At 42.3% G+C, this 26,664-nt stretch carries 24 protein-coding genes and 1 tRNA gene; 2 read left to right on the forward strand and 23 right to left on the reverse strand.

What is annotated here, in order from left to right; translation table 11 throughout:
- Positions 1-189: 189 nt before the first annotated feature.
- From galU to DSBG_RS03595, 8 genes are all read right to left on the reverse strand, one after another.
- Positions 190-1,092 (reverse strand): UTP--glucose-1-phosphate uridylyltransferase GalU, encoded by a 903-nt coding sequence (galU, locus tag DSBG_RS03560; protein WP_068962851.1) that lies wholly within the window; start codon positions 1,090-1,092, stop codon positions 190-192.
- Positions 1,093-1,189: 97 nt separating this feature from the next.
- Positions 1,190-1,564 (reverse strand): GtrA family protein, encoded by a 375-nt coding sequence (locus DSBG_RS03565; RefSeq protein WP_068962852.1) that lies wholly within the window; start codon positions 1,562-1,564, stop codon positions 1,190-1,192.
- 1 nt (position 1,565) lies between these two features.
- The gene (locus DSBG_RS03570) at positions 1,566-2,534 is read right to left on the reverse strand and encodes a glycosyltransferase family 2 protein (RefSeq protein ID WP_068962853.1); all 969 of its coding nucleotides are present in this window, start codon (positions 2,532-2,534) and stop codon (positions 1,566-1,568) included.
- An 18-nt stretch (positions 2,535-2,552) separates the two neighbouring features.
- Complete coding sequence (locus DSBG_RS03575) at positions 2,553-4,709, reverse strand: glycosyltransferase family 39 protein (protein ID WP_068962854.1); 2,157 nt, start codon at positions 4,707-4,709, stop codon at positions 2,553-2,555.
- Between the two features lie 173 nt (positions 4,710-4,882).
- On the reverse strand, positions 4,883-5,257 hold the full coding sequence (locus DSBG_RS03580) for a hypothetical protein (protein ID WP_068962855.1): 375 nt from the start codon (positions 5,255-5,257) through the stop codon (positions 4,883-4,885).
- Positions 5,258-5,617: 360 nt separating this feature from the next.
- Positions 5,618-7,081, reverse strand: coding sequence for a DUF4179 domain-containing protein (locus tag DSBG_RS03585; protein WP_068962856.1), 1,464 nt, complete (start codon positions 7,079-7,081; stop codon positions 5,618-5,620).
- Between the two features lie 11 nt (positions 7,082-7,092).
- Positions 7,093-7,623, reverse strand: a complete 531-nt coding sequence (locus DSBG_RS03590; protein WP_068962857.1) for a sigma-70 family RNA polymerase sigma factor — start codon at positions 7,621-7,623, stop codon at positions 7,093-7,095.
- Between the two features lie 179 nt (positions 7,624-7,802).
- Positions 7,803-9,317, reverse strand: a complete 1,515-nt coding sequence (locus tag DSBG_RS03595; protein WP_083236714.1) for a DUF4153 domain-containing protein — start codon at positions 9,315-9,317, stop codon at positions 7,803-7,805.
- A 640-nt stretch (positions 9,318-9,957) separates the two neighbouring features.
- On the opposite strand from DSBG_RS03595, the gene DSBG_RS03600 reads away from it, so the two are divergent.
- Entirely contained in the window at positions 9,958-11,151 is a 1,194-nt protein-coding gene (locus DSBG_RS03600; protein WP_491005702.1) for a Na+/H+ antiporter NhaC family protein, read from the forward strand.
- Positions 11,152-11,454: 303 nt separating this feature from the next.
- Here DSBG_RS03600 and DSBG_RS03605 read toward each other — a convergent pair whose 3' ends face one another.
- Entirely contained in the window at positions 11,455-12,993 is a 1,539-nt protein-coding gene (locus DSBG_RS03605) for a sensor histidine kinase (protein WP_068962858.1), read from the reverse strand.
- Entirely contained in the window at positions 12,990-13,673 is a 684-nt protein-coding gene (locus tag DSBG_RS03610; RefSeq protein ID WP_068962859.1) for a response regulator transcription factor, read from the reverse strand. Before DSBG_RS03610 ends, DSBG_RS03605 begins: the two co-directional genes overlap by 4 nt.
- 415 nt (positions 13,674-14,088) lie before the next feature.
- Between DSBG_RS03610 and DSBG_RS03615 the strand changes: the two genes are divergently transcribed.
- Positions 14,089-14,391: a DUF5316 domain-containing protein gene (locus DSBG_RS03615; protein ID WP_083236715.1), complete on the forward strand. Its 303-nt coding sequence runs from the start codon at positions 14,089-14,091 to the stop codon at positions 14,389-14,391.
- 75 nt (positions 14,392-14,466) lie between these two features.
- On the opposite strand, the gene DSBG_RS03620 is transcribed toward DSBG_RS03615, so the two are convergent.
- From DSBG_RS03620 to DSBG_RS03680, 13 genes are all read right to left on the reverse strand, one after another.
- Positions 14,467-14,552: transfer RNA gene (locus tag DSBG_RS03620), tRNA-Leu, on the reverse strand.
- 55 nt (positions 14,553-14,607) lie between these two features.
- Complete coding sequence (locus tag DSBG_RS03625; protein ID WP_068962860.1) at positions 14,608-15,621, reverse strand: acetyl-CoA carboxylase carboxyltransferase subunit alpha; 1,014 nt, start codon at positions 15,619-15,621, stop codon at positions 14,608-14,610.
- Positions 15,605-16,519: an acetyl-CoA carboxylase, carboxyltransferase subunit beta gene (gene accD, locus DSBG_RS03630; protein ID WP_068962861.1), complete on the reverse strand. Its 915-nt coding sequence runs from the start codon at positions 16,517-16,519 to the stop codon at positions 15,605-15,607. Before accD ends, DSBG_RS03625 begins: the two co-directional genes overlap by 17 nt.
- A gap of 3 nt (positions 16,520-16,522) precedes the next feature.
- On the reverse strand, positions 16,523-16,723 hold the full coding sequence (locus DSBG_RS03635) for a hypothetical protein (protein WP_009623934.1): 201 nt from the start codon (positions 16,721-16,723) through the stop codon (positions 16,523-16,525).
- Between the two features lie 77 nt (positions 16,724-16,800).
- Positions 16,801-17,301: a pantetheine-phosphate adenylyltransferase gene (gene coaD, locus DSBG_RS03640; protein ID WP_068962862.1), complete on the reverse strand. Its 501-nt coding sequence runs from the start codon at positions 17,299-17,301 to the stop codon at positions 16,801-16,803.
- Between the two features lie 75 nt (positions 17,302-17,376).
- Positions 17,377-20,901, reverse strand: a complete 3,525-nt coding sequence (locus DSBG_RS03645) for a DNA polymerase III subunit alpha (protein ID WP_242877395.1) — start codon at positions 20,899-20,901, stop codon at positions 17,377-17,379.
- A 523-nt stretch (positions 20,902-21,424) separates the two neighbouring features.
- Complete coding sequence (locus DSBG_RS03650) at positions 21,425-22,747, reverse strand: DRTGG domain-containing protein (protein ID WP_068962864.1); 1,323 nt, start codon at positions 22,745-22,747, stop codon at positions 21,425-21,427.
- A 68-nt stretch (positions 22,748-22,815) separates the two neighbouring features.
- Positions 22,816-22,995, reverse strand: coding sequence for an alpha/beta-type small acid-soluble spore protein (locus tag DSBG_RS03655; RefSeq protein ID WP_068962865.1), 180 nt, complete (start codon positions 22,993-22,995; stop codon positions 22,816-22,818).
- Between the two features lies 1 nt (position 22,996).
- Positions 22,997-23,137, reverse strand: a complete 141-nt coding sequence (locus DSBG_RS03660; protein ID WP_009623940.1) for a hypothetical protein — start codon at positions 23,135-23,137, stop codon at positions 22,997-22,999.
- A gap of 115 nt (positions 23,138-23,252) precedes the next feature.
- Complete coding sequence (locus DSBG_RS03665; protein WP_068962866.1) at positions 23,253-23,951, reverse strand: metal-dependent hydrolase; 699 nt, start codon at positions 23,949-23,951, stop codon at positions 23,253-23,255.
- 11 nt (positions 23,952-23,962) lie between these two features.
- Positions 23,963-24,931: a glycosyl hydrolase family 18 protein gene (locus tag DSBG_RS03670; RefSeq protein ID WP_068962867.1), complete on the reverse strand. Its 969-nt coding sequence runs from the start codon at positions 24,929-24,931 to the stop codon at positions 23,963-23,965.
- Between the two features lie 87 nt (positions 24,932-25,018).
- A complete protein-coding gene (locus DSBG_RS03675) occupies positions 25,019-26,098 on the reverse strand; it encodes a glycosyltransferase family 4 protein (protein ID WP_068962868.1) in 1,080 nt (359 codons plus the stop codon).
- A 79-nt stretch (positions 26,099-26,177) separates the two neighbouring features.
- Positions 26,178-26,648: a tRNA (cytidine(34)-2'-O)-methyltransferase gene (locus DSBG_RS03680; protein ID WP_068962952.1), complete on the reverse strand. Its 471-nt coding sequence runs from the start codon at positions 26,646-26,648 to the stop codon at positions 26,178-26,180.
- Between the last annotated feature and the right edge of the window lie 16 nt (positions 26,649-26,664).

The raw sequence follows: 26,664 nt of genomic DNA on the forward strand, positions 1-26,664 counted from the left end.
ATATTACCGAACAGTGAGTTGCTTTCATTTGGCAATGAGTTGTGAGATTCAGCAATACTTTGAGTTGATTGAGCATTACTGCTATAGCTCCATAGTGAAGTTACGCATATTACTCCTGCGAACAATAAAAGTATTAGTAAGCTTATTTTGAGTATATGCTGTTTTAAGCCCACTGCTTAGCTACTCCTTTCAAACCGCTGCCCTCTTCGGCCGCTTCTTGTCTAGTTGCTTTTTAAGCACTTGCTGCAAATAGTCGATCATTAGGGGTTGCAGCTCTTCCCGCTGCAGCCCCATTTCAATGATAGCTTTCATGTAACCAAACTTATCTCCGATATCGTAGCGGTCTCCCTTCAATTCTAGGCCAAGCAGACCTTCCTCTTGACAAACTTCTCGCAAGGCGTCTGTCAGCTGATATTCGTTCCCCGCTCCTCTTCCTTGAGTTTTTAGAAAGGGGAAAATAGTTGGTTTTAAGATATATCTGCCCATGATGGCAATGTTGGAAGGGGCACTGGCAGAAGTGGGCTTTTCAATCAAATCTCGTACTTGCAAAATCTTGCTATGCTGAGCTAGCGCTGAAATAATGCCGTATTTGCTTACTTCCTCAGGTTGAACTGGCTGAACGCCAACAACAGTTTGCTCATAAGTTTCAAAAACGTCCAACATTTGTTTTAAGGCAGGAGGATCAGAAAGCATAATATCGTCTCCTAGCAGAACGGCAAACGGTTCGTCACCAATAAATTGCTCAGCGCAAAGAATGGCATGCCCCAGACCAAGTGGTTCCCCTTGGCGGATATAATGAATATTTGCCATAGTACTAATGTTTTGAATCTCATGCAGTAAATCGGTTTTTCCCTTTTCGCTGAGCATTTGCTCGAGTTCAACGGATCTGTCAAAGTGGTCCTCAATGGATTTCTTGTTTCTCCCCGTTACAATGAGTATGCTTTCGATACCCGATTGCACCGCTTCTTCTACAATATATTGGATGGCCGGCTTATCAACGATTGGGAGCATCTCCTTAGGCTGAGCTTTAGTTGCCGGCAAAAATCTCGTCCCTAGACCAGCTGCAGGGATAACAGCTTTCCTAATTTTCATACTATTCACTCCAATCTTTATCAGTTTGTTACAATCTCTCTGAAAGAGAAAAATATCAAACTGTGTTCAGTATACGCGAACATATCAAGCAACCGGGTCAACTAAAAACTAATACACGGCTGCCCATAAAATTAATGACAAGGCTTACTCCAGTGGCAAGCAATTTGCTGACAAGGATTGGCCATACTAAATAATCGTGCAAATAGACTAATATCCCATAAGTTATTGTTAGAGTTCCCAGATTCAGGACCAAGAATCGAATCCACTGACTGGAGTATTGACCACGTCCCCGAAAGGTCCATGTTCGGTTCAGCAGATAACTGTTCAATACTCCACAGGTGTAGGAGACACATTGTGCCACTAATAATAGAACACCCATATTGGAGAGAACCGTAAACACTGTAAAGTCTATGACCGTATTCACGGCTCCCACTAAAGAAAATTTTATAAACTCCAGAGGTCCCTTTGCCATATTAGACAACCTTCTTCACATATCGGTTTTTTTTCATCATCCCATGGCATTCACTTACAATATATAAGGGGCGGTCTCTGGCTTCGTCATAAATACGTCCTATATACTCTCCGATAATCCCCATCATCGCTAGGAGGATGCCGCTTAACACCAGTTGCATCACCATAACCAGATTCCACCCGGAGATAACAGACTCAGTGAATCCCTTCAAAAGTAACAGGACTGCCAAGTAGCTCAAGCCGGAAGCGAATATTACAGACCCTACATAGGTTGCCATTTTAATAGGTTTAAAGGAGAAGGAGGTAATGCCGTCGAGGCTCAACTTAATCATTTTTTTAAGAGGATACTTGGTTTCTCCAGCTAAACGTTCATCTCTTTCATATTCAACGGCAGTTTGCCGAAAGCCAATCCAACTCACCAAGCCGCGAACATAACGATTTTTCTCCGGCAACCGTTTCAGCTCTTCACAGACTCTGCGATCCAGTAAACGAAAATCTCCTGTGTCGGTCGGGATATCGAGATCTGTGGAGGCGCTCAGGATTCGGTAAAACAATCGAGCGGTTTGCTTTTTGAAGAACGTTTCCCCTTTCCGCTTTGTCCGTTTGGCGTAAACGACATCAAATCCTTCTTTCCATTTAGCAATCATATCCAGAATTAGTTCCGGGGGGTCTTGCAAATCGGCATCGATGACGACCACTGCCGAACCTAAGGCATAGTCCATCCCGGCTGTTATAGCTATTTGGTGACCAAAATTGCGCGAGAAAGAAATGAGTTTCACCGCATTATCTTGCTCTCTAAATCGTTTGATCATTTCAGTTGTATGATCACTACTTCCATCGTTCACGAAAATCAGTTCATAGGGCTCTCCCGTCAAATCCATCACCCGCTTCAAGCGCTGGTAAGTTTGGCCAATGACAGCTTCTTCATTGTAGACGGGAATGACAATAGAATAGCGAATGTCCGGATTCATACTCTTACCTCCTACTTTTTAGGGATTGATTTCGTATAGGGTTTGAGAACCGTTCCTACCCATAGCGCCCTGGGAATTCTGATTTTCTGTACTTGATTGCCACTCTGTCTGTGGGACTACCTTTGCGTTCTGGATGATCCAAGCTTGAACATCCGAACTGCCTCCTCCTTGACCACCAGAGGATGTTAAGAAATATTTGACTTCCTTGTTGGCAACCATTTGTTTCAATTTATCGACGGTCAGGATTGGATCGGAGCCGGAAAACCCACCCATCGCCATTACTGCTTTACCGGTATTGATAATGTAGGCTTCGGCTGTACTCGCATTGGTCGTTGCAAACAGATACTTCTCACCTGTATTATTGGCCGTTAAATAAGCTAGTAGATTTGTATTGACATTTCCCGATGATTGCCCAGCAGGCTGAGTCAGTGCCTTCCCTTGAGTTTGTTCTTGTATCTTGTCTGGAGTCTGATCTTGTGTCTGATCTTTTTCCTGCCCTTGTCCTGGCATACCACCCATTCCATTCCTCGAGGATGTCGGCCCCGCTGCTGGCAACATGCTGTTTCCTCCATAGATAATGGGAGTTGCTGCCCAAAAGAGGGGAGCTGCTAGCAGGGCTAACAAACCTACTACAGCGGCAGTTTTATTAATCATAATTCGAAGTTTGCCGTTTGAGGGTCGAGTGACTATTAGGGTACTGAGAATGAGTGAAACCACAACGCCTATAACCCCAACAGCAATCGGCAATCCAAGTCCAATTTGAGTCTTATAAGGAAGCAGAATATAAATTTCAAAGGCTGTCGAACCTAAAATCCCGACTGGCAGCAACCACTGTATCCAACCTGCGTGGTTGCGGCTAAAGCTATATAATTCTACCCAACCCGCGCCTGTAAGCGCTGCTATGGGGGGAGCCAACATAATCAGATAATACTGATGAAAAAACCCGGCGACACTAAAGAACCCCATGATCGGTAACAACCAAGCCAGCCAAAACAGACTTTCCTTTTGCTTATCCGTCAGCTGCTGTTTTCTACTAATCCCCATCAGTAAGCCCACTGCTCCTAATAAAGCAAAAGGGAGTAACCAACTGATTTGTCCTGACAACTGAGATTGGAACAAACGAAGTGGTCCAGCTGTTCCTGTGTTGAACATACCGTTGCCACCATTCCCCATCCCCCCACCATCCGGGGGACCCCCATCCCTCATTTGACGACTTGTATTGTTGTCATCAGTACCTGGAGTTGGTGCAGCACCATCTGTCATTTGAGCACTGCCGTCTTGCTGTTGTCCTGAAGAAGGTTGTTGCCATTGCCGACCATCAGGCATCTGGCCTCCGTCATCTTGTCCATCGCTAGCTCCTCCACGACTGCCTCCTCCTGGCCCTCCCTGTCCTGTCAACCGGGAAATGCCGTTATAACCGAAGGCTAGTTCTAAGACTGAATTTGTTTGACTACTTCCGATATACGGCCGATTTGCCGCAGAAATACTGTCGACAATGAGCGGCCACGATAACGATACTATCAACAGGGCTGCAGTTGAGGCAGCCAGTATAGCAAACTTCCTTTTCCAATTAACTTTGAAGGCCAGTAAATAGAACAAATAGAAGGCAGGCAGTACCATATACGCTTGCAGCATTTTGATATTAAACCCTACCCCGATCATGGCAAAAGCTGCGATAGACCAAATCCATTTCTTTGTTTTTACAGCCCGAAATAACATCCAGGTTGCTGCAAGAAGGGTAAAAACCAATAAACTATCGACATTATTTGTACGACTTACAGCTGCAGCGATGGGCGTACAAGCAGCTACTAGAGCTGCGATCCTGGCAGCTGTTTTACCAAAAGACGGTTTGACAAGAACGTAGATCAACAAAACCGATCCAACTCCAGCTAGAGCCTGTGGTAAGATAACACTCCAACCGTGTACGCCGAAGACCGATGCGAACAGCGTCTGAATCCAGAACGCGACAGGAGGCTTATCCACAGTCACGAACCCGCCTGGATCGAACGATGCAAAAAAGAAGTTGTGGAAACTTTGAAGCATACTTGTGACCGCTGCTGTGTAATAGGCATTAGCATATTGATCCTTCCAAATGCCGTACATATTTAAGAAAGCTGCAAGCAAGGTGATCCCAATCAACAACGGGTCAAATCGTTTAAACTTTAATGATTTCATTGCTTTATTAACTCCTTTACATATTGTTGTCTGTCGGTCATTACTCTGCTGTAGCTCTTGTAGGCTCTCTATAACTATAACCTGCGTTTCTGAATCAGGCCTAAATGTTACCTGAACGTTTATTGAGCGTTTCCTGAAAATTAGCTGAAATATATTGGAAAGATATTAGTTAATTAGTTCGATTGGTCAACTTGATTCGTTGGAAAAGATCTTCCTCCCTCTCCATGAAAACCATGAGCATTTCGTTGGGGACTAAAAACAGCAAGGGAATAACAAAGCCCAACGGAAACTAATAAAGTAGCTACTGCAGCGATAAGCTTCATTTTATGATGCACTATAGTCTTCGTAAGATTTACGATCCATCCTATATGCATCAAGAGGTGGATCACTAAAATTCCTGCCATTATATAGCCCGACCAAATGTGAAGCGTGTTCACATTAAACAAATTTGATCTTGAATCTAACAAAAAACCTGTGACAATACAAACGAGAGACATAACAATGAGCGAAATATTGATAAAATAGTTTTTCTCCGGCTTTGAAAACATTCTAAAACACCTCCATCAAAATTGGCACTTCCTTGGGCGATCGGGTTAATCTCAACGGTTCGTACTTCTTCGCATTTGGTTCTCTATTACTTTAACTCTCGTTCCTGAATCACACCTAAATGCCACCTGAACGTTTATTGAGAGTTTCCTGAAAATTAGTTGAAAATAATGAAATAACTCAATTGGATTATAAAATTACCAAAGGCTCTATTCGCTACAATTTGCGAATAGAGCCTTTTATATCTCCTGATTTCAATTTTTCGTATAATACTTTCTTGTTTTCTAAAACTCTCTTATTAATCTTCCGACACATCCCAGTTATTACTGAGCTGTTATCAGACGTTGACTTAGCAAAATCCTCTACTTAATTCGAATATTAATATCGCCCGTAATCCTGCTCGGGTAATCCTCTAACTGAAATGTGATTGGAGATTGATAGGATATATTATTCGGGAAAGTTACGGTAATGGTTTGATCATATCCAGGCTTCTCAGAATGCGACAACATGTAATGCTCTCCAGTATCCAATGATTGCCCACGAGCATCGCTAAATATGAAAGGGAAAATATTGAACCCACGTTCTTTATCATATTCTGGATTTGTTTTTAGCAAGAAGGATAGCTCAGCCACCTTTCCTGAAGGAGTCTTAACTATATGATCGAGTACAAGGTTTGGTGGGGCCTTCAGGATTCTCTCTCGTTCTAAATCCAGGGTAACACTCAATTCTTCTTTATTTAGAGCGCGGATGCTTTTGCCTCGCAAAAAGAGTTTTTTGGGTCCGGTGAAATAATTGCTCTGAAAGAAAAGGATTTCGTGGTTCTCATCGGGCCTACTGCCGGTCACTCCATTCATCCTCCCCCACTCTTGCCCTTTTTCATCGACGAGAACTAGGTCATCAAAAGCAAAGATTTTTTTGCTATTCGCCGGGGCATAGGACACATTCAATATCATTCGCGTCGGATAAACTGTAACTTTTTCAAAGGTAACTTTTTGCCCTTCAATAACCACGCTCTGGTTAACTTCATAGACTTTCTTCATATCGGTAAACTTATTTTTATCAACTGGGATTATGACCTTCCAAGTAGAGGAAAGTGTATCGGAAGGCTGGGGATATTTATCCTGAATTATTTTGCGAAGCTGTACTTTTACGGATAGATTATTTGGAATCACGGTCAGATCACTAAAGTTAACATTAATTTGGGAATGGACTTTACCATCGCCATCCTGATCGGCATTAGATGAGGCATAGGAAACAATTGACACCTCCTTGAGCGGTTCACCCATTTCATCAAAGAGTTTAGCTTCCGATAAATCGACTAAGCCCTGTCCTCTTTTGTTTTCCACAGTGTAGAAAATGACTAGGCTTGATTTATCCATCACGATCCCATCCACAGTAAACACAACACCCTCCTGTTCATCCGAGACTCCTAGCGGTTGAAAAAGGTCATTCTCCACTGCGGACTGAAGTCCTTTGTCATAATTAATAAGTTCCACAATATAACCCAGACCGGGGATCTGATGCAAAACTGCTGCTACAGCGGGGGAAACCCGCACGACCGTAATTAACACAACGAGTAGTAAACAGGCAACGAGAGTGCTCCATTTGCGGAACTGCCTTGCTTTCTGAACCTTCAATCCTTTGGCAAAACCGTTTTGAATATAATCATCGAGGTCCTTAGGTATTGCCATGTCCATAGATCGAGATTTAGCTTGAATCAGTTCATTTATTACTTCCAGCTCATCTGCCACATCAAGCTCATTAACGTCTTTCTCTTTCTCTTTCTCTTTCTCTCCCCTATCAGTTGCTTCTTCTGGTTCAAACACGATTCTCCCCCCTATCTATCTCGCAGGTGTTCTCGCAGTTGTTTGTATGAGTGATTTAACCAGGTTTTAATGGTTCCTTCAGGTCGTTCCAAAGCTATAGCAATTTCGCGAATCGTTAAATCCTCAAAGTATTTTAGTTCAATAACCTGACGGTGTTTAACTTCAAGACGATCCAGAGCTGAAAGAATATCTAAACGCTGCAAATCAGCGTTCCCCCCCGGCTCAGCTGAATCATCAAAGACCGTCGACCCGTTTGGATTAACTCCCCTCAGAGACGTTTGGACTCTTTGATGCTTCAGCTCATCATGACAAGTATTAATGAGAATACGAATAAGCCAAGTTTGGAAGTACTCTGCTTCCTTAAGTCTTTTAACACTACGGTAAGCACGAAAAGTCGTTTCTTGGATGGCTTCCAGCGCATCCTGTTCACTTTGCAGATAACGAAAAGCGATACGATAGAGTTGAGTCTTATGTAAATTCATTAGCTCATAAAAAGCTTCTGAATCTCCTTTTATTGCTGCGTCAACAGTTTGCGTGTCCATCACTCACCTCCATGTCTGACTCCAATCGATGAAATTTGACTTCACTCATTAGACTTCATTTACAGGAAAAAAGTTTAAAACCTCGAAGAAAATTTTGATGATAAACAGAAACCCCACACCACTTTATTCATAGTGTGGGGTGGGTGTTATTACTTAGGATGGCGGTTTGATGACCCCTATCATAATTTATATTGTGCAAGCACTTCCTTTGCCTTATGTTGGGATAAATTAAAGGACTGCCACGACTGCTTTTTAGATAATTTTTTTTGTTGTTCAACTAGATATTCCCTAATCTCCCGAGAAGGTTTCTGAACGTCAAGCAGGTTAACTAATTCTGGAATACTGTCATAGGACAAGTTTCTCAGATAATAAGTATCGAGCTTACCCGTTTCAAGATATCGGTTTATATTTTTATTGGCTATAAGCACGTCAATATTTGAAAAATTGATGATCATATAAGCCACAATTGTAATAACAATATACGGCTTAAGCAAAGACATATGCTCATTCCATATTTTATAGAAGGCTATCAAAAATAAGACACCCAAGAAAATCATGAAAAAATGAGTTAACACTCTTAAATACGTATAACCATAGGCCGCTTCATAAAGTGACATTCTAAAATATGCTGATAAAAGTATCACAACTGTACAGATTATAAGAAGGGAGTGCAAAAGCTGAACAGTTCTAGCTACTAACTTACTATCCTTTTGGGTGAAGCTTATACTACTTAACAATAAACCGAAATTGATTAAGGTGATCATTAATAATTCAAAGAATCCTCTTCGGGCATATTCAGCGTATGTAAAATCCGGCGGTAAAGCATTATTTACAGAAGCGAATAGGTAAGCAAACTGGATAATTGCAAAAACTACATAGACACAATTAATAACGCTCAAGATTGTAATGGAGATTATCGGATCCCAACCACTTGGATTCGTTTCTCTGACTTCGTGCTGCTGATTTTTTAGATTACTATTGGAATTAGTGAAGCTCCATATATAGCTGAAAGCAATTATTGTAATGACTAAAGCAATCATTGCTTGAAGAGAAAAAATAGCGATGTTTATAGTTTCAAATGAACTTGTTATTTCAGCTATGAAATGACTGAAGACTCTGTCTGCTGACGAAAGGAGAGAAATGATAATCATTAAGAGTGGAATAGAGAACCCCAGACCGATAAGGACCTTCTGAAGAACATCATACTTTTTATGTCTCTTCCTAATACGCAGGGAACTCAATCCTATTATAAATGGTTTTGAGGTACAACTAAATGCACGATTGAAAACACCCGAAAAGATATCCATCATAAACCTCGAATCGTACCAGTTGTATTTATTCTCCTCGCTAATAAGGATTGTCTGAGCGATTATTAAAAAGGGTATTATCAAAAAGTTTAAAACAGCAAAAATTTGATTTGTAAAAATAAAATACGTAGACGATAATGCCACAATAGGTATAGTCAAGAGCCATCCAAAACTAATTCTAAACGACATTATAGGACGTAAATTCCATAAAAACGCAACATAAAAAGCGATTACAAAAAGTGGGTACGAAATACCTAATGGTTTATTATAAAATAAAATGTCAAAAAGTACTCCAAGCAAGATAGAACAGATAAGAATATTCATATCTTTCTTTTTGAACAAAGTATTTTCCGCATCTTCCTTTTGTTCTATTATTATATCCTCCATAATATTTCCCTCTTCCCTTAATAAAATATTTGTTTAAGAATATGACCATCATCAACTTAAAATTTAAGCTACCTTTAATTTAAGTTGATTTAAGTATATACGAGCAATCAATCTTTTTTCAATATTTTTTTATCGTTTATCGATATTTATTTATCGAATATTTGTTCGCTATTACTTACTTAAACTTACTTAACTTACTTATAACTTATAACACAGCCATCAAAATGACTTCTACTAATAAAGGCCTGACTGAAGTAGACAAATTTCATTATCTACTCCATTCAGGCCTTGGTCGCTATTTCATTTCTTTAAGAAGTGGAACAATTGGTGGGATCAGTATCTATCCAGATGAATTTTGCTCAATGAAAGACTAATAGTGGTGTTTCCTCCCTTGTAGATTGTAAGCAAACTTATTATACTACACACTGTACCTATTATATGGCGCTTAGAATAAGCAGAGAGAATCAAAAGCACTCGAAGGGAGTAACCCGTGAAGCGTGGGAATATATACCTTATCAGCAGCGTGATTATTGCATTTATCCTTCTGATTCTATGTACCCTTAATGGAATATTTATTGGTTTTCCGTTGGCAATTTGTTTTCTCAATTTCACTTTCATCGCCTGGCAAAGAGGATATCCAGTGAAAGAGATTCTCCGAATGTCCTATCAGGGAGGTAAGAAATCATTTATTGTTTTACGAATTCTCGTGTTGGTTGGTGCGATCACATCCCTCTGGATGGCCTCGGGAACAACTCCAGCCATCCTTTATTATGGCATTCAGCTAATTAACCCAAAGTTGTTTATAATGTACGCCTTTCTTATAAGCTCTGTAGTATCTTTCCTACTAGGAACTTCTTTTGGAACAGTGAGTACCGTAGGCTTATCCCTAATATTAATGGCTAAGAGCGGCAATATCGATGCAGATATCGCCGCCGGAGCTATTATGGCCGGGGCCTATTTTGGTGATCGTTGCTCCCCTATGTCCTCGAGTGCGAATCTAGTTGCCTATTTGACGGAAACTGATCTATATCCAAACATAAAAAATATGTTAAAGACGGGGACGTTACCCTTTATTGTGTCTATTTTCTTCTACCTATTGTTGTCGTTGTATCACCCATTGACATTTACCCAAAACACCATGGCCACAGAAATCCTAAACATTTTCGGTCTTCACTGGGTCGCCCTATTGCCAGCATTAGCCATACTTATCCTGGCGATCCTAAGGGTTGACGTAAAAATATCCATGCTCGTGAGCATTCTTCTCGCTGTGATTATTAGTCGTTACCTACAACATTACAAGGCCCTTGAAATTGTGAAAACTATGCTGTTTGGTTATGATTTAGATCAAGCAAGCCCTCTTAAGACTATCTTGAAGGGCGGAGGGATCATGTCAATGTGGAAAGTCTCGGTTGTCGTTTTTGTTTCCTGCTGTTGGGCGGGACTTTTTGCCGAGACAAACCTTTTGGAAGATTTAGACGAAATTCTATTAAAAGCAAAATCTCGTCCTGCCACGTTTCTGATGACAATGACCATTAGTGTTATTACAGCCATCTTGGGTTGCAGCCAAACGATCGCTATCGTATTGACGAATTCTTTGATGAACAAGGTCTATGTAAGAAATAAGTTCGACCCTTACCAATTGGCAGTTGACCTAGAAAATACCTGCGTACCGTTAGCAGCTATCATCCCTTGGAATACTGCGGCCTTTGTTCCAACTTCCACAATGAATGTGAGTCTGATCGGCTTCATACCCTACGCTTTTTTCCTCTATCTTCTACCTTTAACCCAAATTCTATATCTAAAGTTTTCGGTTCAGAGTTGCAAATATGACTAACTACAAGTGTTAAACTTGAATTACTTAAAGATTATGAAAGGCTTTTAAAGAAAACTTGGCTGGCGCCCACGAAGACAGTGTCTTCGCACGGGTTAGACTTCTTGTTAGCCTCGGCAAAGGTGGCTGCCTAGTTGCCCTTATGCTTAGACGAAGACACTGTCTTCGCACGTATTAGCCCTTCTTGCAGTATATAACGTAAGTTTATACTTTCTAATATTAACAAAAAGACAACCCTATTCGCCATAAGCTAGCGAACAGAGCCGTCTTTCCATCTATATACTTCTTATACCTCGTATAATATATCTAAAGTTTATCCGGTATTGGAAGCCAAACATGAAAGGAAGTGCCTACCCCTGCAACACTTTCTACCTTTATCTTGCCTCCATGAAGCTCCACGATCGATTTCGTAATCGATAATCCGAGTCCCGCCCCTCCATATTTGCGAGTTCTGGATGAATCACTTCGGTAAAAACGATCAAACAGATAAGGTAAATGCTCATCCGGTATACCGGAACCGTTATCGCTCACGATCAATTCAACACTACCGATGGCGGTTTCCAGAGAGATTTGGATTTCCCCCATTTCAGAATCAGTATGCTGCACCGCGTTATGAAAAAGATTCAAGAGCACCTGTTTCATCTTATCCTCGTCAAATCGACATCTCAAATCCGAAGTAAGTCGAAGACAAACTTTGCGATTTCCTGCCAATACTCTCAGCTGCGGTGCCATCTCTTTAATTATGCTGTCTAATTCTCCTTCTCTTAGTTCGATCATGGGTGAGCGGTCTAACTTGGCAAGTAATAGAAGGTCTTGAACCAACTTTTTCATACGCTCTGATTCTGCATACATACTTTTTAAGGATTTGTTTAGCTTATCTGGTTGATTCATTGCGCCACGGAGTAGTACCTCTAAAAAACCATGAATCGAAGTCAAAGGAGTACGAAGCTCATGAGAAGCGTCAGCGACAAAACGACGCATTTGCTCTTTGGCCTCTTTTTCAGCTTCAAAAGAAGATTCCAATCTCTCCAGCATTCCATTAAAAGAGATGGCCAGACGATCGATTTCCATTTGCCCCTGTTCAACAGGTAACCTTTCGGCAAGATTTCCAACGTCGATTTGTTCCACCGTTTCCACGATCTTCGACAAAGGAACCAGCGTTTTTCTCAGAACGGGAATGAAGGCCAACATACCACCGATTAGAGCGAGCAACGCGAGAGACAAAAAAATGAGAAGTTGTTGAATCAACGTATCCTTCAAAGGCTTCGTACCTAAGCTAACTTGGACCACTCCAACTGAATGACCTCTCATCTGAATTGGCTGAAGAACGATCAATTGCTCATCACCTACAGTTTGGTTCAATACTTTGTAAGTCAATCTCTGTTTGGAATGCATGGCGTCTTGATAATCCTGTTCAGCAAGCTTAGGCGGGTTTCCAACGCTCATAGAGGTATTAGAAATCACTGAAAAGTTTCTTCCCTCACCATCGATAAGTGCAATTGTGGAGTCCGGAATAAAGAAAAAAAAGCCATGTTTAAATCCATTCCCCCGATTTTCACTTGATGCGTTTTCTGGACTATTATCTGGACTATTATCTGGAATATTATCCGGAACGTTAACTGAACTTTTGCTTGTCATCTGTTGCCAAGCGTCCGGAGGAACCGATTGAATCTGGTTTTGAATACTTGTCGCTTTACTTTGGTATATAAACCTTTGCATGAAAACGTATTGGAACAAACCGATGACTACCAGCAACACTGCCATAAGCAATAACGAACGAGATAATAGCTGAAAGCGAAGCGATTTAGGATCGAAAAAGCGTCGAAAGCGAATTCGCGGTGTCATAACAAGTCAACTCGGTACCCTGCCCCACGCAAGGTTCGAATCAGTCGGTGTTCTTTGTCATTCAATTTATCTCTTAGTGACCGGATATATACCTCTACGATATTTTCATCCCCGCCGAAATCGTAACCCCATACTTTATCTAAAATCGTCGATTTACTTAGGACCAAACCTTGATTGAGCACCATAAATTTGAGGAGTTCATATTCGGTTGTGGAGAGTTCTAGAGCCCTTTGATCGTACATGATCTCTTTACGCCGATCATCAATCCGAAAGGGGCCTTTCACAACCTCCCCCACCAAATTGGGGAATTGATTGCGAATTCTTGCCTGAATGCGTGCCAACAATTCCTCAAAGCTAAACGGTTTCATCATGTAATCGTCTGCCCCTAGGGTAAGTCCTTTCACACGGTCATCCACTTCGTCCTTAGCTGTCAGCATGATAATGGCAACGTTCTCGGTCTTTTTAAGCATTCGGCAGACTTCAAAGCCATCCATACCTGGCATCATGACATCGAGAATCACAATGTGGGGCTGAAATTGCTTAGCAAGCGTTACTGCTGTCATCCCGTCTTGAGCCGTTAGCACTTCAAAGCCCTCATCCTGAAGACCCATCTCTAAAAATTGTAAAATATTTGGCTCATCATCGACCAGCAATATTTTGATTCCTGTAATCTTCTGCATGTCTAAGCCCCCCTTATTCTCAAAGCTCTCCTAATTATCTAATGTTAAGCTGAAATGACTCTGAAGGAAAGCTGAAAGTTGGCTGAATCGATCTAATAATGACCAATTCAAGGAAAAGATTTTGATATAGTTTGTAGTTAAAAAAAATTTGTATGACAAAGGCATTATACTGATAATAACTCGATTAAGTCAAATTGAGCAAATTATGTGTGGACATTTGACATTGAAGTTCCTGCTCTATCTCAGAACAACCGATGGGGGAAAACTAAATTCATCCAATAACTATGCTATGTAGCAAGTTCTTCTTGCCAGCCGTATGCCCATTACAGAATGCTTCAGGGTACTTAGAACCTATTTACGATAAAAGATATTATACACAATAAGGTGTATAATATAGTAAAGGAGGGATATTGAGGTGCTATACTTAGGGATGGGAATTCTAGCCTTGATAATAACTAGTATAGTTTCTTTTATCTTTGGAGATTGGTCAATATTATTTAAGCTTTCTGGATTTATAGGAATTATTGCCTTGTTAATTTCCGCCTTAATGTCAGGAGCCTTAATTAGTGGTGATAGAGTTAGAGCAAATTGGACTCATGAAGACCACGAGGACGGAAAAAATCGTCAAGAACGGGCTTTTAAGTTGTTTTTATTTGGTTTACCAAACTTAGTCGGGGCAATAATATATATTTCTATAATCAATAAAGTAATAGCATAGTAAATGGGCAGTGAAAACTGTCCATTTACTATGCTTAGACGAAAATAAAAAGGCCCGAAGGCCTTGAAATTACTGTGGTGGGCGAGGGGGGACTTGAACCCCCACATACTCACATATATCGGATTTTGAGACCGACGCGTCTGCCATTCCGCCACTCGCCCTAAATTGTTTCGCCAAATATTCAATGGCGACTTAGCTATAATACCATCAACTTGTCTATTTAGTCAAGTCTTTTTCTAAAATATCTATCGATTTTTCGGAAATTCCTTTTTCGGAGATTTCTTGGTAAACACCAATTGCCCTTAACTTCTGATATCGATTTTCTCTCAACATTTCCGGTGTCTCCGAACGCAGACGTACCAGATATTTCGAAATGGCCTGTGAAATTTCTTCTGCTGTTTGCCTTAGGTTCTTATGAGCGCCACCTAGCGGCTCGCGAACTATTTCATCTGCAACCCCGAGTCGCAGCAAATCCTGTGCCGTAAACTTTAAGGCTTCTGCCGCTTCTTTCGCCTTGGTCGTGTCTTTCCAAAGAATAGAAGCGCAACTTTCTGGGGCAATAACAGAGTAGAAGGAATTCTCAAGCATTAAGACCGCATTACCTACCCCTAGGGCAAGTGCGCCGCCGCTTCCGCCCTCTCCGATGACCGTACTGATCACTGGAACGTGATAACCCGACATGGCCAGCAGGCATCTGGCGATAGCCTCACCTTGCCCTCGTTCCTCGGCCGCTAAGTCACAGGCAGCTCCGGGAGTGTCGATAAAGGTCAGGATCGGACGCCCAAATTTTTCGGCCTGATCCATCAGGCGTAATGCTTTTCGATACCCTTCTGGATGAGGCATACCGAAATTACGTTTAATGTTCTCCTTGGTGCCTTTCCCCTTAACCTGAGCGATTACTGTTACAGGAGTCCCGTGGAAAAGCGCAATCCCACCCGCAATTGAACGATCATCCGCAAAAAGTCGGTCTCCTTTAAGTTCTATGAAATCTTCAAACAACAAAGGAACATAATCGTAAAAATTAGGACGTTCTGAATGTCTAGCAATTTGAACTTTCTGCCAGGGTTCCAAACTTCCGTATATTTCCTTCTTTAAAAAAGCCACTTTCTTTTCAAGTACGCTAACTTCCTGGGAAAGATCAATGTCCTTATCTGCGGAGAATTTCTGAAGTTCCGTAATTTTCTGTTCGAGTTCCGCTATAGGCTTTTCAAAATCAAACAGTTGCAGCATACTGAACCCCTTCCTGATGGTAACGCAGCAAGCGTGCCAAAACTGAGCGCATCTCAGCACGTTGCACAATCAGATCAATTAAACCATGCTCTTGGTTAAACTCAGCGGTTTGCGCACCCGTGGGGAGCTCTTGCCTCATCGTCTGCATGATCACACGTGGACCCGTAAATCCAATTAAAGCATTGGGCTCGGCAATTAAAATGTCCCCGAGTGATGCATAGCTGGCGGTAACTCCTCCGAACGTGGGATCCGTGAGTACCGAAATAAACAATAGGTGATTTTCAGCCAATTTCCCTAACGCGGCACTGGTCTTGGCCATCTGATATAGTGAGAGGATTCCTTCTTGCATCCGAGCCCCCCCTGAAGTCGAAAATATGACCACCGGCAACCTCAGATCAATTGCCCGCTCAATTGCACGAACAATTTTTTCCCCTACAACCGAGCCCATACTGCCCATCATAAAATTTGCTTCATTGAAAGCAAGCACAACAGAGATCCCTTCAATCTGGGCCAACCCTGTAAGCACCCCTTCCGTCGTCCCCGACTTCTCATGGGCCTCCAACAGCTTACCCTCATAACCAGGGAAATCCAGCGGATCAAGTGTTAGCAATTCAGTATCCCATTCTTCAAAACTGTTTTGATCAGCTAACAACGCCAGACGTCCCCTTGCGGAAATTCGAAAATGATGCGCACACTTCGTACAAACCCGAGCGTTTTCTTCAAGATCTTTGTTGAAGAGAACTTCACCGCACTTCGGACATTTGACCCAAAGACCATCAGGCAGTTCTTTTTTACTAGGCATTGGTTGTAACGGAGGAGCATCAGGGGAAGGACGTTTCTGTACCGGAGCAGGCTGAATCGTAACATATTTTGTTTTTTTAAAAATATCTTTGAACATAGCTTAGCTCCCTATGGCGCCAATAATGATTTCATGCGCTTCCTCGGCTTCAGATTCTGGAACGAGAATTTCGACTGAAGCATGCTCAGCAAGATGTGCTGAACCGATCGGGCGAAGTTGAACAAGCATCCCTTCCTCAGCGAGGATTTTCTTATATTTTTCGGCTACTAACTTGTTAGGTGCAATGTAAATGACGGTCCACATTTTGTGAAATCCCCCTTATTAAATCGATTTATGATATCATAGCCCCTCTTATTGTGCAACAAAGGTATCCTCATAGGCTAGTCATCTTCTAATGTTCTTTGACTGGCGTACTTTTTCATTAGTGCCTTTTCGACATGAACTGGTACGAAATCCGAAACTCCCGCATGTAAACTGGCAGCCCATTTGATCGCACTAGAGCTAACAAAGGAGAACTCACTCTGAGTCATTAGGAAAATCGTTTCAATATCCGACGCTATCTTTTTGTTCATTAGAGCAAGTTGGAATTCATATTCAAAATCGGATAAAGCGCGAAGTCCTCGAAGAATGGCCACCGCTCCACATTGTCGAGCAAATTCAACAGTCAACCCTTCAAAAACACGAACACTAACATTAGGCATGTCTTTGGTCGCTTCCAAGAGTAACTCCATTCTCTCGCCAAGGGTAAACAATGGTGTCTTTTTACTGTCAGCGGCAATGGCTATGGTCACCCCATCAAATAGCTCTTTCCCCCGGATTAAAATATCAAGATGTCCATAGGTGACCGGGTCAAACGTTCCAGGATAAATCGCAGTACGCACGCTGTCTCTCCTTTTCATTTCAGGATATCTCCATGGGTTCGCCTTAAAAACCAATAATCCTGCTACTGGAAACCCTTAAGCAAAATTTTTAGCTGGCTTCCAGACCACATTGTGTAGGCCCATCACTTCTCGAAGGGCATTTTGGAGTTCATCTTCATCATTTATCCAAAATTCTCGCTTTCCTTCAATGACTTTCTGGTCACTCTCAAAATAGAAATAAACTGGCTGACTTCCAGGAAAACGCTGCAAAATACTCAGGACTGTTTCCATAAGATCACTTTTATCATCGGCAAATCTTAAGAAGAGGCGTTTTCCTACCATTTGAGAGGCTCTATGATGGGGTTTGGTGATCCCCTTTAATTCTTCAGAGGGCTCTGCAGTCTTTAAGTCCTCAAGTTTAGTTATTTTCTCAACAAAGATTTTTTTCTCTTCATCTCTGATGATGTACTTCCCTACAACCACGATTACTTGGTCATTACCTAAAGCACGGGTTTGTGCATAGACCCGCGGGAAGACTAAGACCTCAATCCCGCCTGTTAAGTCTTCCAGAACAAAACTGGCCATCATCTCACCTTTTTTTGTCACAGTCTGTCTAAACCCAGTTACCAATCCACCGAGAGCCACTTTCTTCTCCTCCTCACCTTCCAGGCAAGTCAAGATATCTGAAGACATGTGAGATTGGAGTTGAGGCAAAACAGCGGAAAGGGGATGCCCACTTAAATAGAGACCGAGATATTCTTTTTCCATCTCTAGAATCTCTCGTTCTGGAAAATCGGGACGATCAGGCAGTTTAATACCTTCATCCATTGCTTCATCCAAATCGAAGAGAGAGAATTGACCTGAAAGTCGATCTTTCTGTCGTCGTCCAGCCGTGTCTAAAACTTGATCCATCACCGCTAGAGCCTGTGCCCGAGAACAAAACGAACCCATGGCACCGGAACGGACTAGGCTTTCCAGAACACGCTTGTTTAAAACCTTATGATCAACACGCAGACAGAAATCATCGAGAGATTTGAAGAGACCGTCTTTTCTAGCTTCTAAGATCTTCTCTAAGACATTGACTCCCACATTACGAATGGCTCCTAAGCCAAAACGGATTGCTTGCGCTTCAATAGAAAAGCCGACTTGGCTGTACTGAACATCCGGCGGAAGAACCTGAATGCCACAAAGCTTGGCATCTTGAATATAGAATGAAATTTTATCCGATGAACCCATCACAGTGCTTAAAAGTGCAGCCATAAACTCTAACGGATAGTTTGCTTTCAAATACGCCGTATGATATGAAATCACAGCATAAGCTGTTGCATGCCCTTTGTTAAAACCATATTCGGCAAACTTGGCCATCAAATCAAAAATTTCCTCAGCATCCGGCCGCGTCAACCCAAGCCGAAGGGCGCCAGGGATAATCCATTTTCCATCCTCATCTTGCAACCCCAGAATAAAGTTCTGGCGTTCTTCTTCCATAATTTCTTTTTTCTTTTTCCCCATCGCTCGGCGGAGCAAATCCGCTCGCCCAAGAGAATAGCCAGCAAGATCACGGGCAATCTGCATAACTTGTTCCTGATAAACAATAATCCCGTAGGTGGATTTAAGAATAGGCTCCAACTTAGGGTGCAGATATGTGATGTTACCTCCGAGTTTTCGGCGGATAAACTCCGGGATTTGTTCCATGGGGCCGGGTCGATATAAGGCCACAACTGCGATAATGTCATCAAAGCACGTCGGCTTAAGTTCCTTTAGAATCGCGCGCATACCTCCACTTTCCAGCTGAAAAATCCCGGTACTGTTTCCCGAAGCCAATAACGTATACGTCTGAGGATCATCTAAAGGTAAAGTTAGTAAATCCAGTTTTAAACCTCGCGTCTCTTCAATCCGTCGCACAGCCTCTTGCAAAATAGTTAAGTTTCGCAAACCCAAAAAGTCCATCTTCAGAAGCCCAATTTCTTCAACCGCTTTCATCGGAAATTGGGTCATGACAAAGTCCTCTGACGACGTCCTCTGAAGTGGAAGATAATTCATAAGGGGTTCTTTGGAGATCACGATCCCTGCGGCATGCGTTGAAGCATGTCTGGTCATGCCTTCCAGTGACCGGGCTAGGCTATAGAGCCTTTTAATCTCTTCATCCTCTTCAACCATACGTGCTAAATCAGGGGATACACTCAAGGCTTTGTCTAAGGTCATGCCTAAATCACTTGGAATAGCTTTCGCAACCTTATCGACTCGGGCTAAGGGGATTGCCAAAACTCGCCCTCCATCTCTGATCGCTGCTTTAGCTCCCATAGTTCCAAAGGTGATAATTTGGCACACTTTATCCGCACCATATTTTTCGGTCACATAGCGGATAACACGTTCTCGGCCTTCAGGGTCAAAATCTATGTCAATATCCGGCATCGAAATTCGTTCCGGATTTAAAAAACGTTCAAAAAGAAGATCATGACGTAACGGCTCAACCGAAGTGATCCCTAGTAAATAAGCGACCATGCTTGCTGCCGCAGACCCCCTCCCTGGTCCAACAGCCACACCATTTTCTTTAGCAAAACGGCAAAAATCTGAAACAATCAGAAAATACCCCGAGAAACCCGTTTGGAAGATAACCTTGAGCTCATAGTCCAAACGTTCACGTTCCTCTTTTGTCATTTGGGGATAGAAACGTGGAAAAGCCTCGCGGCATTCAGCCTCAAGGAAGCCATCTAACGTATACCCTCGTGGTACCTCGAAGACGGGTAAAAGATTCTCTCCAAAATTAAAATCAACCGTACATCGATCCGCAATTCGACCTGTGTTTTCTAACAATTCAGGGTGTTCTCCAAACAATAGGGCCATCTCATGTTCCGATTTGAGGAAGAATTCCTGACTGGAAAAACGCATCCGCGCGGTATCCACTAAGGTTTTGCCGGTCTGGATACAAAGTAAAGCATCTTGAACGAAAGCATCCTCACGGTTAACATAATGAACGTCATTGGTTGCCACCATGGGAATTCCAGTGCGTTCGTGCACCATCCACATTCCTGCAATAACTTTGCGTTGCTCCTCTAAACCATGGTCTTGGATTTCGAGAAAGAAATTTTCTTTTCCAAAAATTTGCTCATACTCCAGGGCGCTTTGAACAGCCATCTCCAATTGATCCTGAACTAAATAATCTGCCACTTCTCCTGCTAAACAGGCGCTTAACGCAATGATACCCGCAGCATGCTCGCGAAGAATTTCTTTATCTACCCTAGGTTTATAATAAAAACCTTCTGTATGAGCCATAGAGACCAACCGTATTAGATTGCGATACCCTTGCTCATTTTCAGCTAAAAGGACCAAATGGCGATTGGTATCGTCCTTCCCCGGCCTCCGATCCGTCCGCTTATTTGGGGCAACATAGACTTCGCACCCAATAATCGGTTTAATACCTTCTTTACGGCAAGCTTTATAGAAGTCGATAATACCATACATGACTCCATGATCAGTAATGGCCAAAGCCGACATTTTTAACTCAACCGCACGTTTGACCAGGTTTTTGATTCGTGCTGCTCCGTCGAGTAAGCTAAATTCCGTATGATTATGAAGGTGGACAAACCCAAACTTAGTATCATCAATACTCTCTATATTCACAAGGTTCACCATCCTCCCTATATATGTATCTTAACAAATATATGTGTATCTTAAAACACTACTACATACATTGTATTATTACTTGTTTACGTAGTAATTAGCAAACATTATTTTAATATGTCGTTTTCAGAGACATTACCATAATGACGATTATCCAACAGTTTAAAATACACAAATAGTTTCTATCCTACGAGAGTTTCGCTGACCTTCCATGTGTTCTGGAATACGCAGAACACATGGTAATTAGCAATGATAAGATTTAAACGTAGTAAGGAAATAAGGATAGATCATCCCTCTACCAAAACAATCTTCATGTGAAGAGTTTCCAATGAAGCGAATCTTGTCTAATCGTGTACACATAGGATTGCTTCCTGACTATTATTTCAAAGTATAAACTTTAGTGTCCACTTATATTTAGGCGTATAAAACCCCCCTACCATAAGGGGGGTTTTATACGCTCAGGCACCTATATCCTATGAGCACACTCAAAGTACAGTTTGTAAAGGCATTGTCCGTTCTTTCTCTAAAGGGCTGTTTCGCTGACCAGTTTCTTATCACCAATCCTAGCCGTCATCAAACCTTTGGCAACGACAGCATTATCAACCGTTACTTCTACCTCAATATTACAATGTTTTTTAGCAACTAAAAGAAGTTTGGCAGTGACTTTAATTTCTGTCCCTACTGGAAGCGGTTGAAGTTGATAGAGCGTAAAATTTTCGGTGATCGCATTGAGTCGATACTTCTTACGCAATCCAATATAACCAGCCATATTCATAACCGTAACGATTACGCCACAGCTGGCAGAACCATAGTCATCAACCATAGAATTAGTAATTTCACCTTCGATAGAGAGATGTTCTGAATCATCAACAAATCGAAACCCGCTTAAGACGAGATTGTCCACTGTTTCACCAAACTGAGGTTGTTTCTGAACTTGCTGGTAGGCTTCAATAACATCTTGCAAGCTAATGATTCCAATCAGTTTATCCTGATCAACAACTAAAGCATTTTCCCATCCTTCCCAAACCATGATCCGGGAAATATGGGTAACGGGATCATCACGCCCTACGAGAAAAGGGTTCGCATTCATGACATCTTTAATTGGCGTTTTCACATCTACTCCGGCAACGTCTACAGCCGTCACAATTCCAACAAGTGTCATGTCAGCTTCTACGACCGGAAACCGACTGTGGTCGGTGTTTTGTGAAAGTTCGTGCCAATTTTCAACCGTTGCATCTACCTTCAGATAACTTACGTCTTTAACCATAATATCTTCAACTAAAATAAGTTCTTTCTGGATTAATCGATCATAGAGAGCTCGATTAATCATCGTTGTGACAGCAAAGGTATCGTATGGGGATTGAATAATTACTAATTCTCTTTGGCGTGCTAAAGCCATTACCTCTTCATCCGGTTCCAAGCCTTCTGAAATTAACAATGAAGCGTTGTGTTTCAAGGCACAAATTTGAGCATCACGACGGTTACCGACAATGCATAACGCTCCGTCTTCCAAGTAGCGTCCCATTGCCTCTAATTCCATCGCTGCGATGATAAATTTATTTGGAGAGCGATCAAGATGTTCAAAACCACAGATAACAACCCCTTCGACGATCTGTGATACTTCCCGCAACGTCAGGTCCTCAATTTGTCGCTCTTTGACCCCTTCAATTCGAATCGTTCCTACTTTAGGAATTGAACGAACAAATCCTTTGGCCTCTGCTTCCTTGATAGCCCGATAAGCTGTCCCTTCGCTAACGTCTAACTCTTTGGCAATGAAACGTACCGAAACTTTACTACCAATAGCCAGATCTTCAATGAAGGTTAAAATTTGTTGATGCTTTGTCAACTAAAAACGCTCCCTACTTGTTTCTATCCAAGCTATTATTATATCATAAGTTTCATTAATCAACCACGCTATTCATTTCTTCGTCGCCTCTGGGTCATAAGCCCTCCGATTTTTCCTGCTTCCTTGGCGCTTAAAGAATGCCATCCATCACTGTGTATCTGTTCGAGCAAGCCCAATTCGGCGGCAATCTCCATCTTCAATGGTTCTAACGGATCTATTCGCCTTACCTTAGGTTTTGACTGTTTCATTCTAGATTCTCCCCCTGCTCATGATATTAAAATCTTCTTCATAATGCGGGCAGTTCGGTCCCCGTTCTCCTAGAATGTGTTCCAAACGACAACGGCCATCAATTCCATAGAGACAACGCATTGAACATGGTTTTCTTGTCATTAAATCATCTCCTCAGTTTAATTAATAATTATCTCTCCCCAATTTAAAGCTTTACCATTTCTGCAGAAAAATATCCCGCTTGAAAATCAAGCGGGATATCAATTTAAACTAGGTTTTAAACTTCAAACATCTCACCGGGCTTTAACACCTTACCTTGACTCTCCGGAGCTCTGCGCTGAAGAAGATGCAAGAACTCCCTCACATCCTGGGCGATGAGTGGAAACGTGTTATAGTGCATGGGAATAACTACTTTCGGTCGTAAGAATTGTGAGGCATGAACAGCCTCCTCGACACCCATGACAAAATTATCTCCGATCGGAAGCATGGCAACTTCGAGTGGATGCCTCAATCCGATGAGCTCCATGTCACCAAACAATCCAGTATCTCCCGCATGGTAAAGCCATTTACCTTCGATTTTTAGCAAAAATCCACAAGGAGGACCGACGAAAATCATGTTTCCTCCCTCAGGATCTTCAATCCCAGACCCATGTAAGGCATGCGTTAACTTAACCCATCCAAAGGGGAACAGGCGCTTTCCTCCAATATGCATAGCATGCGTCTTTGCACCCTGACTTTGACAATAAGCTGCCAACTCAAAAACTGCAATAATGATAGCCCCTGTCTGCTTGGACAATTGTATTGCATCTCCCAAATGATCTCTATGCCCATGAGTAACCAGAATCGCATCAAGTTGAGTAAAGTCTTCGGGCTTAGCTGTTGTGCTGGGATTCCCTGTCAAAAAGGGATCAATAAGGATTCTTCCCGCTTCTCCTTCAATTTCGAAGCAGGCATGTCCATGGAAATGGATGCGCATTCTTCGACCTCCTACGTAATTTTTAAACGGCTAGCGTAATTTTGAAGTATTTCCCAGGCGCGAGGATAACTGAGGTTCATTTCCCATAAAGCGACTCCCCCTATTCCCATGCTTAAGGCAAGATCCAGTTTGTCTTTTAAACTACGCGGATCTTCGAAGTACACAGTATGACGCACTCCTCTCGTCTCATAACGAAAAAACGTGCTATGTTGATTTCCGTCCCATTGTAACGGGGCCCCGTGACGTCGAGCTAGCTCAGTGGCCCTGAGATAGCTAATAACTTGAGCTCCCCCTCGCTCTGACCAGTCATACCCATAGAGAGGAATTCCCATATAGATTTTTTGACGTGGAATAGTGGCTATCGCATAATTCAACATTTCGGTAACCCAGGGAATAGAAGCAACTGATCCGGGAGGACTTGCTGACCAATGTTCTTCGTAAGTCATAATGATCACCTCATCGACAGCCTGACCGATTGCCTGATAATCAAACGCGCCCTTCCACGGATCCGTCGGATCGCTGGCCGACTTAGCCGGAACATCAATCGTGACCAGGAAATTGGCTTGTCTAAACTTAGTAGACCACGATTGTATGAACTGGCTATATAGGGAACGGTCTTCAGGCGCTGCTTTCTCTAAATCGAGATTGACCCCATCAAGCTGATACTCAACCAAGATGTTTCTTATGTTCTGCCAAACGAGGTTAGCGAAGTCTTGTTCGCGTATTAAACGTCCGATTAAAGCAGTAGAAAATTTTCCTTGCTGGTTTAGATTACTAACTGTTAAAAGGACCTTGGTTCCCATGGTATGAGCTTCATTAACTAAACTACGACTTGGACGCCCATCAAGCGTTCCATTATTCAAAATTGCTATCTGAAAAAGAGCTAATTGGTTTATACTTCTCCCGAATCGTTTAAGATAAGGATAACCTTTTGCTTGTTCGTTTAAACCATTATAGAAGCCAAACACATTTAATGGCATACTTATACCCCCTTTCCGACCATCATATGCATGGAGAGAAAAAGAAGTGTAAGCATACTGTTTGAGAAGGGAAATGTTTATAATAGCTTATTTTGAATGACGTCGACTGAAAACCGCCAGCATCGCCGTTCGACGCATAATAATGATAATAAGCAATGTAAAAACTACCAATAAAACTGCTAATGCCCAAATCCACTGTCCCTTCGCCCCGAGCACGGCAGCCACACCAAAGCAAGCACTCATCCCATACATTGAAAGCACAGCCTGACGGTGAGTCAAGCCAGCGTCCAGTAAACGATGATGCACATGCCCTCGGTCAGCGGTCGCCATAGACTGCCCACGTAGTTTTCGACGAATAATGGCAAAGGTTAGGTCTGTGACTGGCATGCCTAAAATCAAGAGCGGGAAAACCAAGCCCAAAATTGTCGCTGTTTTGAGTAGACCCATGATCGAAACTCCACCAATAATGTACCCAAGGAACATACTACCTGAATCACCCATAAACACACGCGCTGGAGGGAAATTGAAAAACAGAAATCCTAGAAGCGCACCTGCTAAAGCCATCGTAAGATGAGCAGGGGCTGTCGATGTTTGAACAATCTGGTTAGCTGACCAAAATAGCAATAACGCCACCATAAAGCAAATTCCGGCAGCTAGTCCATCCAGACCATCTGAAATATTAACCGTGTTCACTAAGCCGACCACCCAAAAGACCATTAAAATAAGGCCAATTGCACTAAGACCATGCAACGCGAAATCAAATGTTCCAAAAAACGGCAAAGACATATTATTCATGGAGAATTTAAAAAGGAGAAGTAATGCTGCCGCTAAGATTTGCCAGAATAACTTTACCAAGGGGCGCATTCCATAAATATCGTCCCAGATTCCAACGATCATAATGATAGTGCTTCCGATGAATAACCCCCATATTTGCATAATCGACAAGGCATCCATTGAATAGGATTTATCCCATATAAATATAACTAAAGCCGAAACCCAAAAAGCAGCATATATCGCTATTCCTCCGAGACGAGGGATCGGGCGGTTATGGACATGCCGCCCTCCCGGATACGCAATGGCTCCCCACTTTTTCGCTAACTTCATAGAAATCGGCGTAGCAAGCACCGCAACCACTAAGGCCGTGAGAAAAGTTAACGCAAATGTCATGATTGTTCCTCCAACGCCTCCGCTTCACGTTTAGCCCCTGTATTTCCAACTCTGGGTGCCATTTTCTCTGCTCCTTTCCTTATACAAGACCCGAGAAACCCCATTGGCGCAATACCTCGTAAACAACAACCGCTACAGTATTCGATAAATTTAAAGACCGAGCTTCCGCAAGCATCGGTAGCCGAATGGCTGTATCAGGATAACGTGCCAAAATTTCCGGAGCCAATCCCTTGGTTTCTTTACCAAAAAGCAGGTACCCTCCAGGCTGATACTCAATATCTGTATGAGCTCGTCCACCCTTTGTCGTTGCTAGATATCTAGGCCCCTCAGGGTTCTTTTCTTCGAACTCCCTAAAATTTTCATAAATGACTATATCGAGAAAGTGCCAGTAATCTAAGCCGGCACGTTTAAGGTGCTTGTCATCGATGCTAAACCCTAAAGGTTTTACCAAATGAAGTGTTGCTCCAGTTGCAGCGCAAAGCCGAGCCACATTTCCCGTATTCGGTGGGATCTCTGGCTCAACCAGGACGATATTTAGCCGTTTGTTCAAAACTTTGGTTCCCCTT

The sequence above is a fragment of the Desulfosporosinus cupriresistens genome (genome assembly GCF_001707885.1).
In the GTDB taxonomy this organism is placed as follows: domain Bacteria; phylum Bacillota; class Desulfitobacteriia; order Desulfitobacteriales; family Desulfitobacteriaceae; genus Desulfosporosinus.

Coding starts and splice junctions, on each gene's coding strand:
- galU (WP_068962851.1), bottom strand. CDS start 1,092: ATGAAAATTAGGAAAGCTGTTATCCCTGCAGCTGGTCTAGGGACGAGA.
- DSBG_RS03565 (WP_068962852.1), bottom strand. CDS start 1,564: ATGGCAAAGGGACCTCTGGAGTTTATAAAATTTTCTTTAGTGGGAGCC.
- DSBG_RS03570 (WP_068962853.1), bottom strand. CDS start 2,534: ATGAATCCGGACATTCGCTATTCTATTGTCATTCCCGTCTACAATGAA.
- DSBG_RS03575 (WP_068962854.1), bottom strand. CDS start 4,709: ATGAAATCATTAAAGTTTAAACGATTTGACCCGTTGTTGATTGGGATC.
- DSBG_RS03580 (WP_068962855.1), bottom strand. CDS start 5,257: ATGTTTTCAAAGCCGGAGAAAAACTATTTTATCAATATTTCGCTCATT.
- DSBG_RS03590 (WP_068962857.1), bottom strand. CDS start 7,623: ATGGACACGCAAACTGTTGACGCAGCAATAAAAGGAGATTCAGAAGCT.
- DSBG_RS03595 (WP_083236714.1), bottom strand. CDS start 9,317: ATGGAGGATATAATAATAGAACAAAAGGAAGATGCGGAAAATACTTTG.
- DSBG_RS03605 (WP_068962858.1), bottom strand. CDS start 12,993: ATGACACCGCGAATTCGCTTTCGACGCTTTTTCGATCCTAAATCGCTT.
- DSBG_RS03610 (WP_068962859.1), bottom strand. CDS start 13,673: ATGCAGAAGATTACAGGAATCAAAATATTGCTGGTCGATGATGAGCCA.
- DSBG_RS03625 (WP_068962860.1), bottom strand. CDS start 15,621: ATGCTGCAACTGTTTGATTTTGAAAAGCCTATAGCGGAACTCGAACAG.
- accD (WP_068962861.1), bottom strand. CDS start 16,519: ATGTTCAAAGATATTTTTAAAAAAACAAAATATGTTACGATTCAGCCT.
- DSBG_RS03635 (WP_009623934.1), bottom strand. CDS start 16,723: ATGTGGACCGTCATTTACATTGCACCTAACAAGTTAGTAGCCGAAAAA.
- DSBG_RS03655 (WP_068962865.1), bottom strand. CDS start 22,995: ATGAAACAGTCAAAACCTAAGGTAAGGCGAATAGATCCGTTAGAACCA.
- DSBG_RS03660 (WP_009623940.1), bottom strand. CDS start 23,137: ATGACAAGAAAACCATGTTCAATGCGTTGTCTCTATGGAATTGATGGC.
- DSBG_RS03665 (WP_068962866.1), bottom strand. CDS start 23,951: ATGCGCATCCATTTCCATGGACATGCCTGCTTCGAAATTGAAGGAGAA.
- DSBG_RS03670 (WP_068962867.1), bottom strand. CDS start 24,931: ATGCCATTAAATGTGTTTGGCTTCTATAATGGTTTAAACGAACAAGCA.
- DSBG_RS03675 (WP_068962868.1), bottom strand. CDS start 26,098: ATGACATTTGCGTTAACTTTTCTCACGGCCTTAGTGGTTGCGGTGCTT.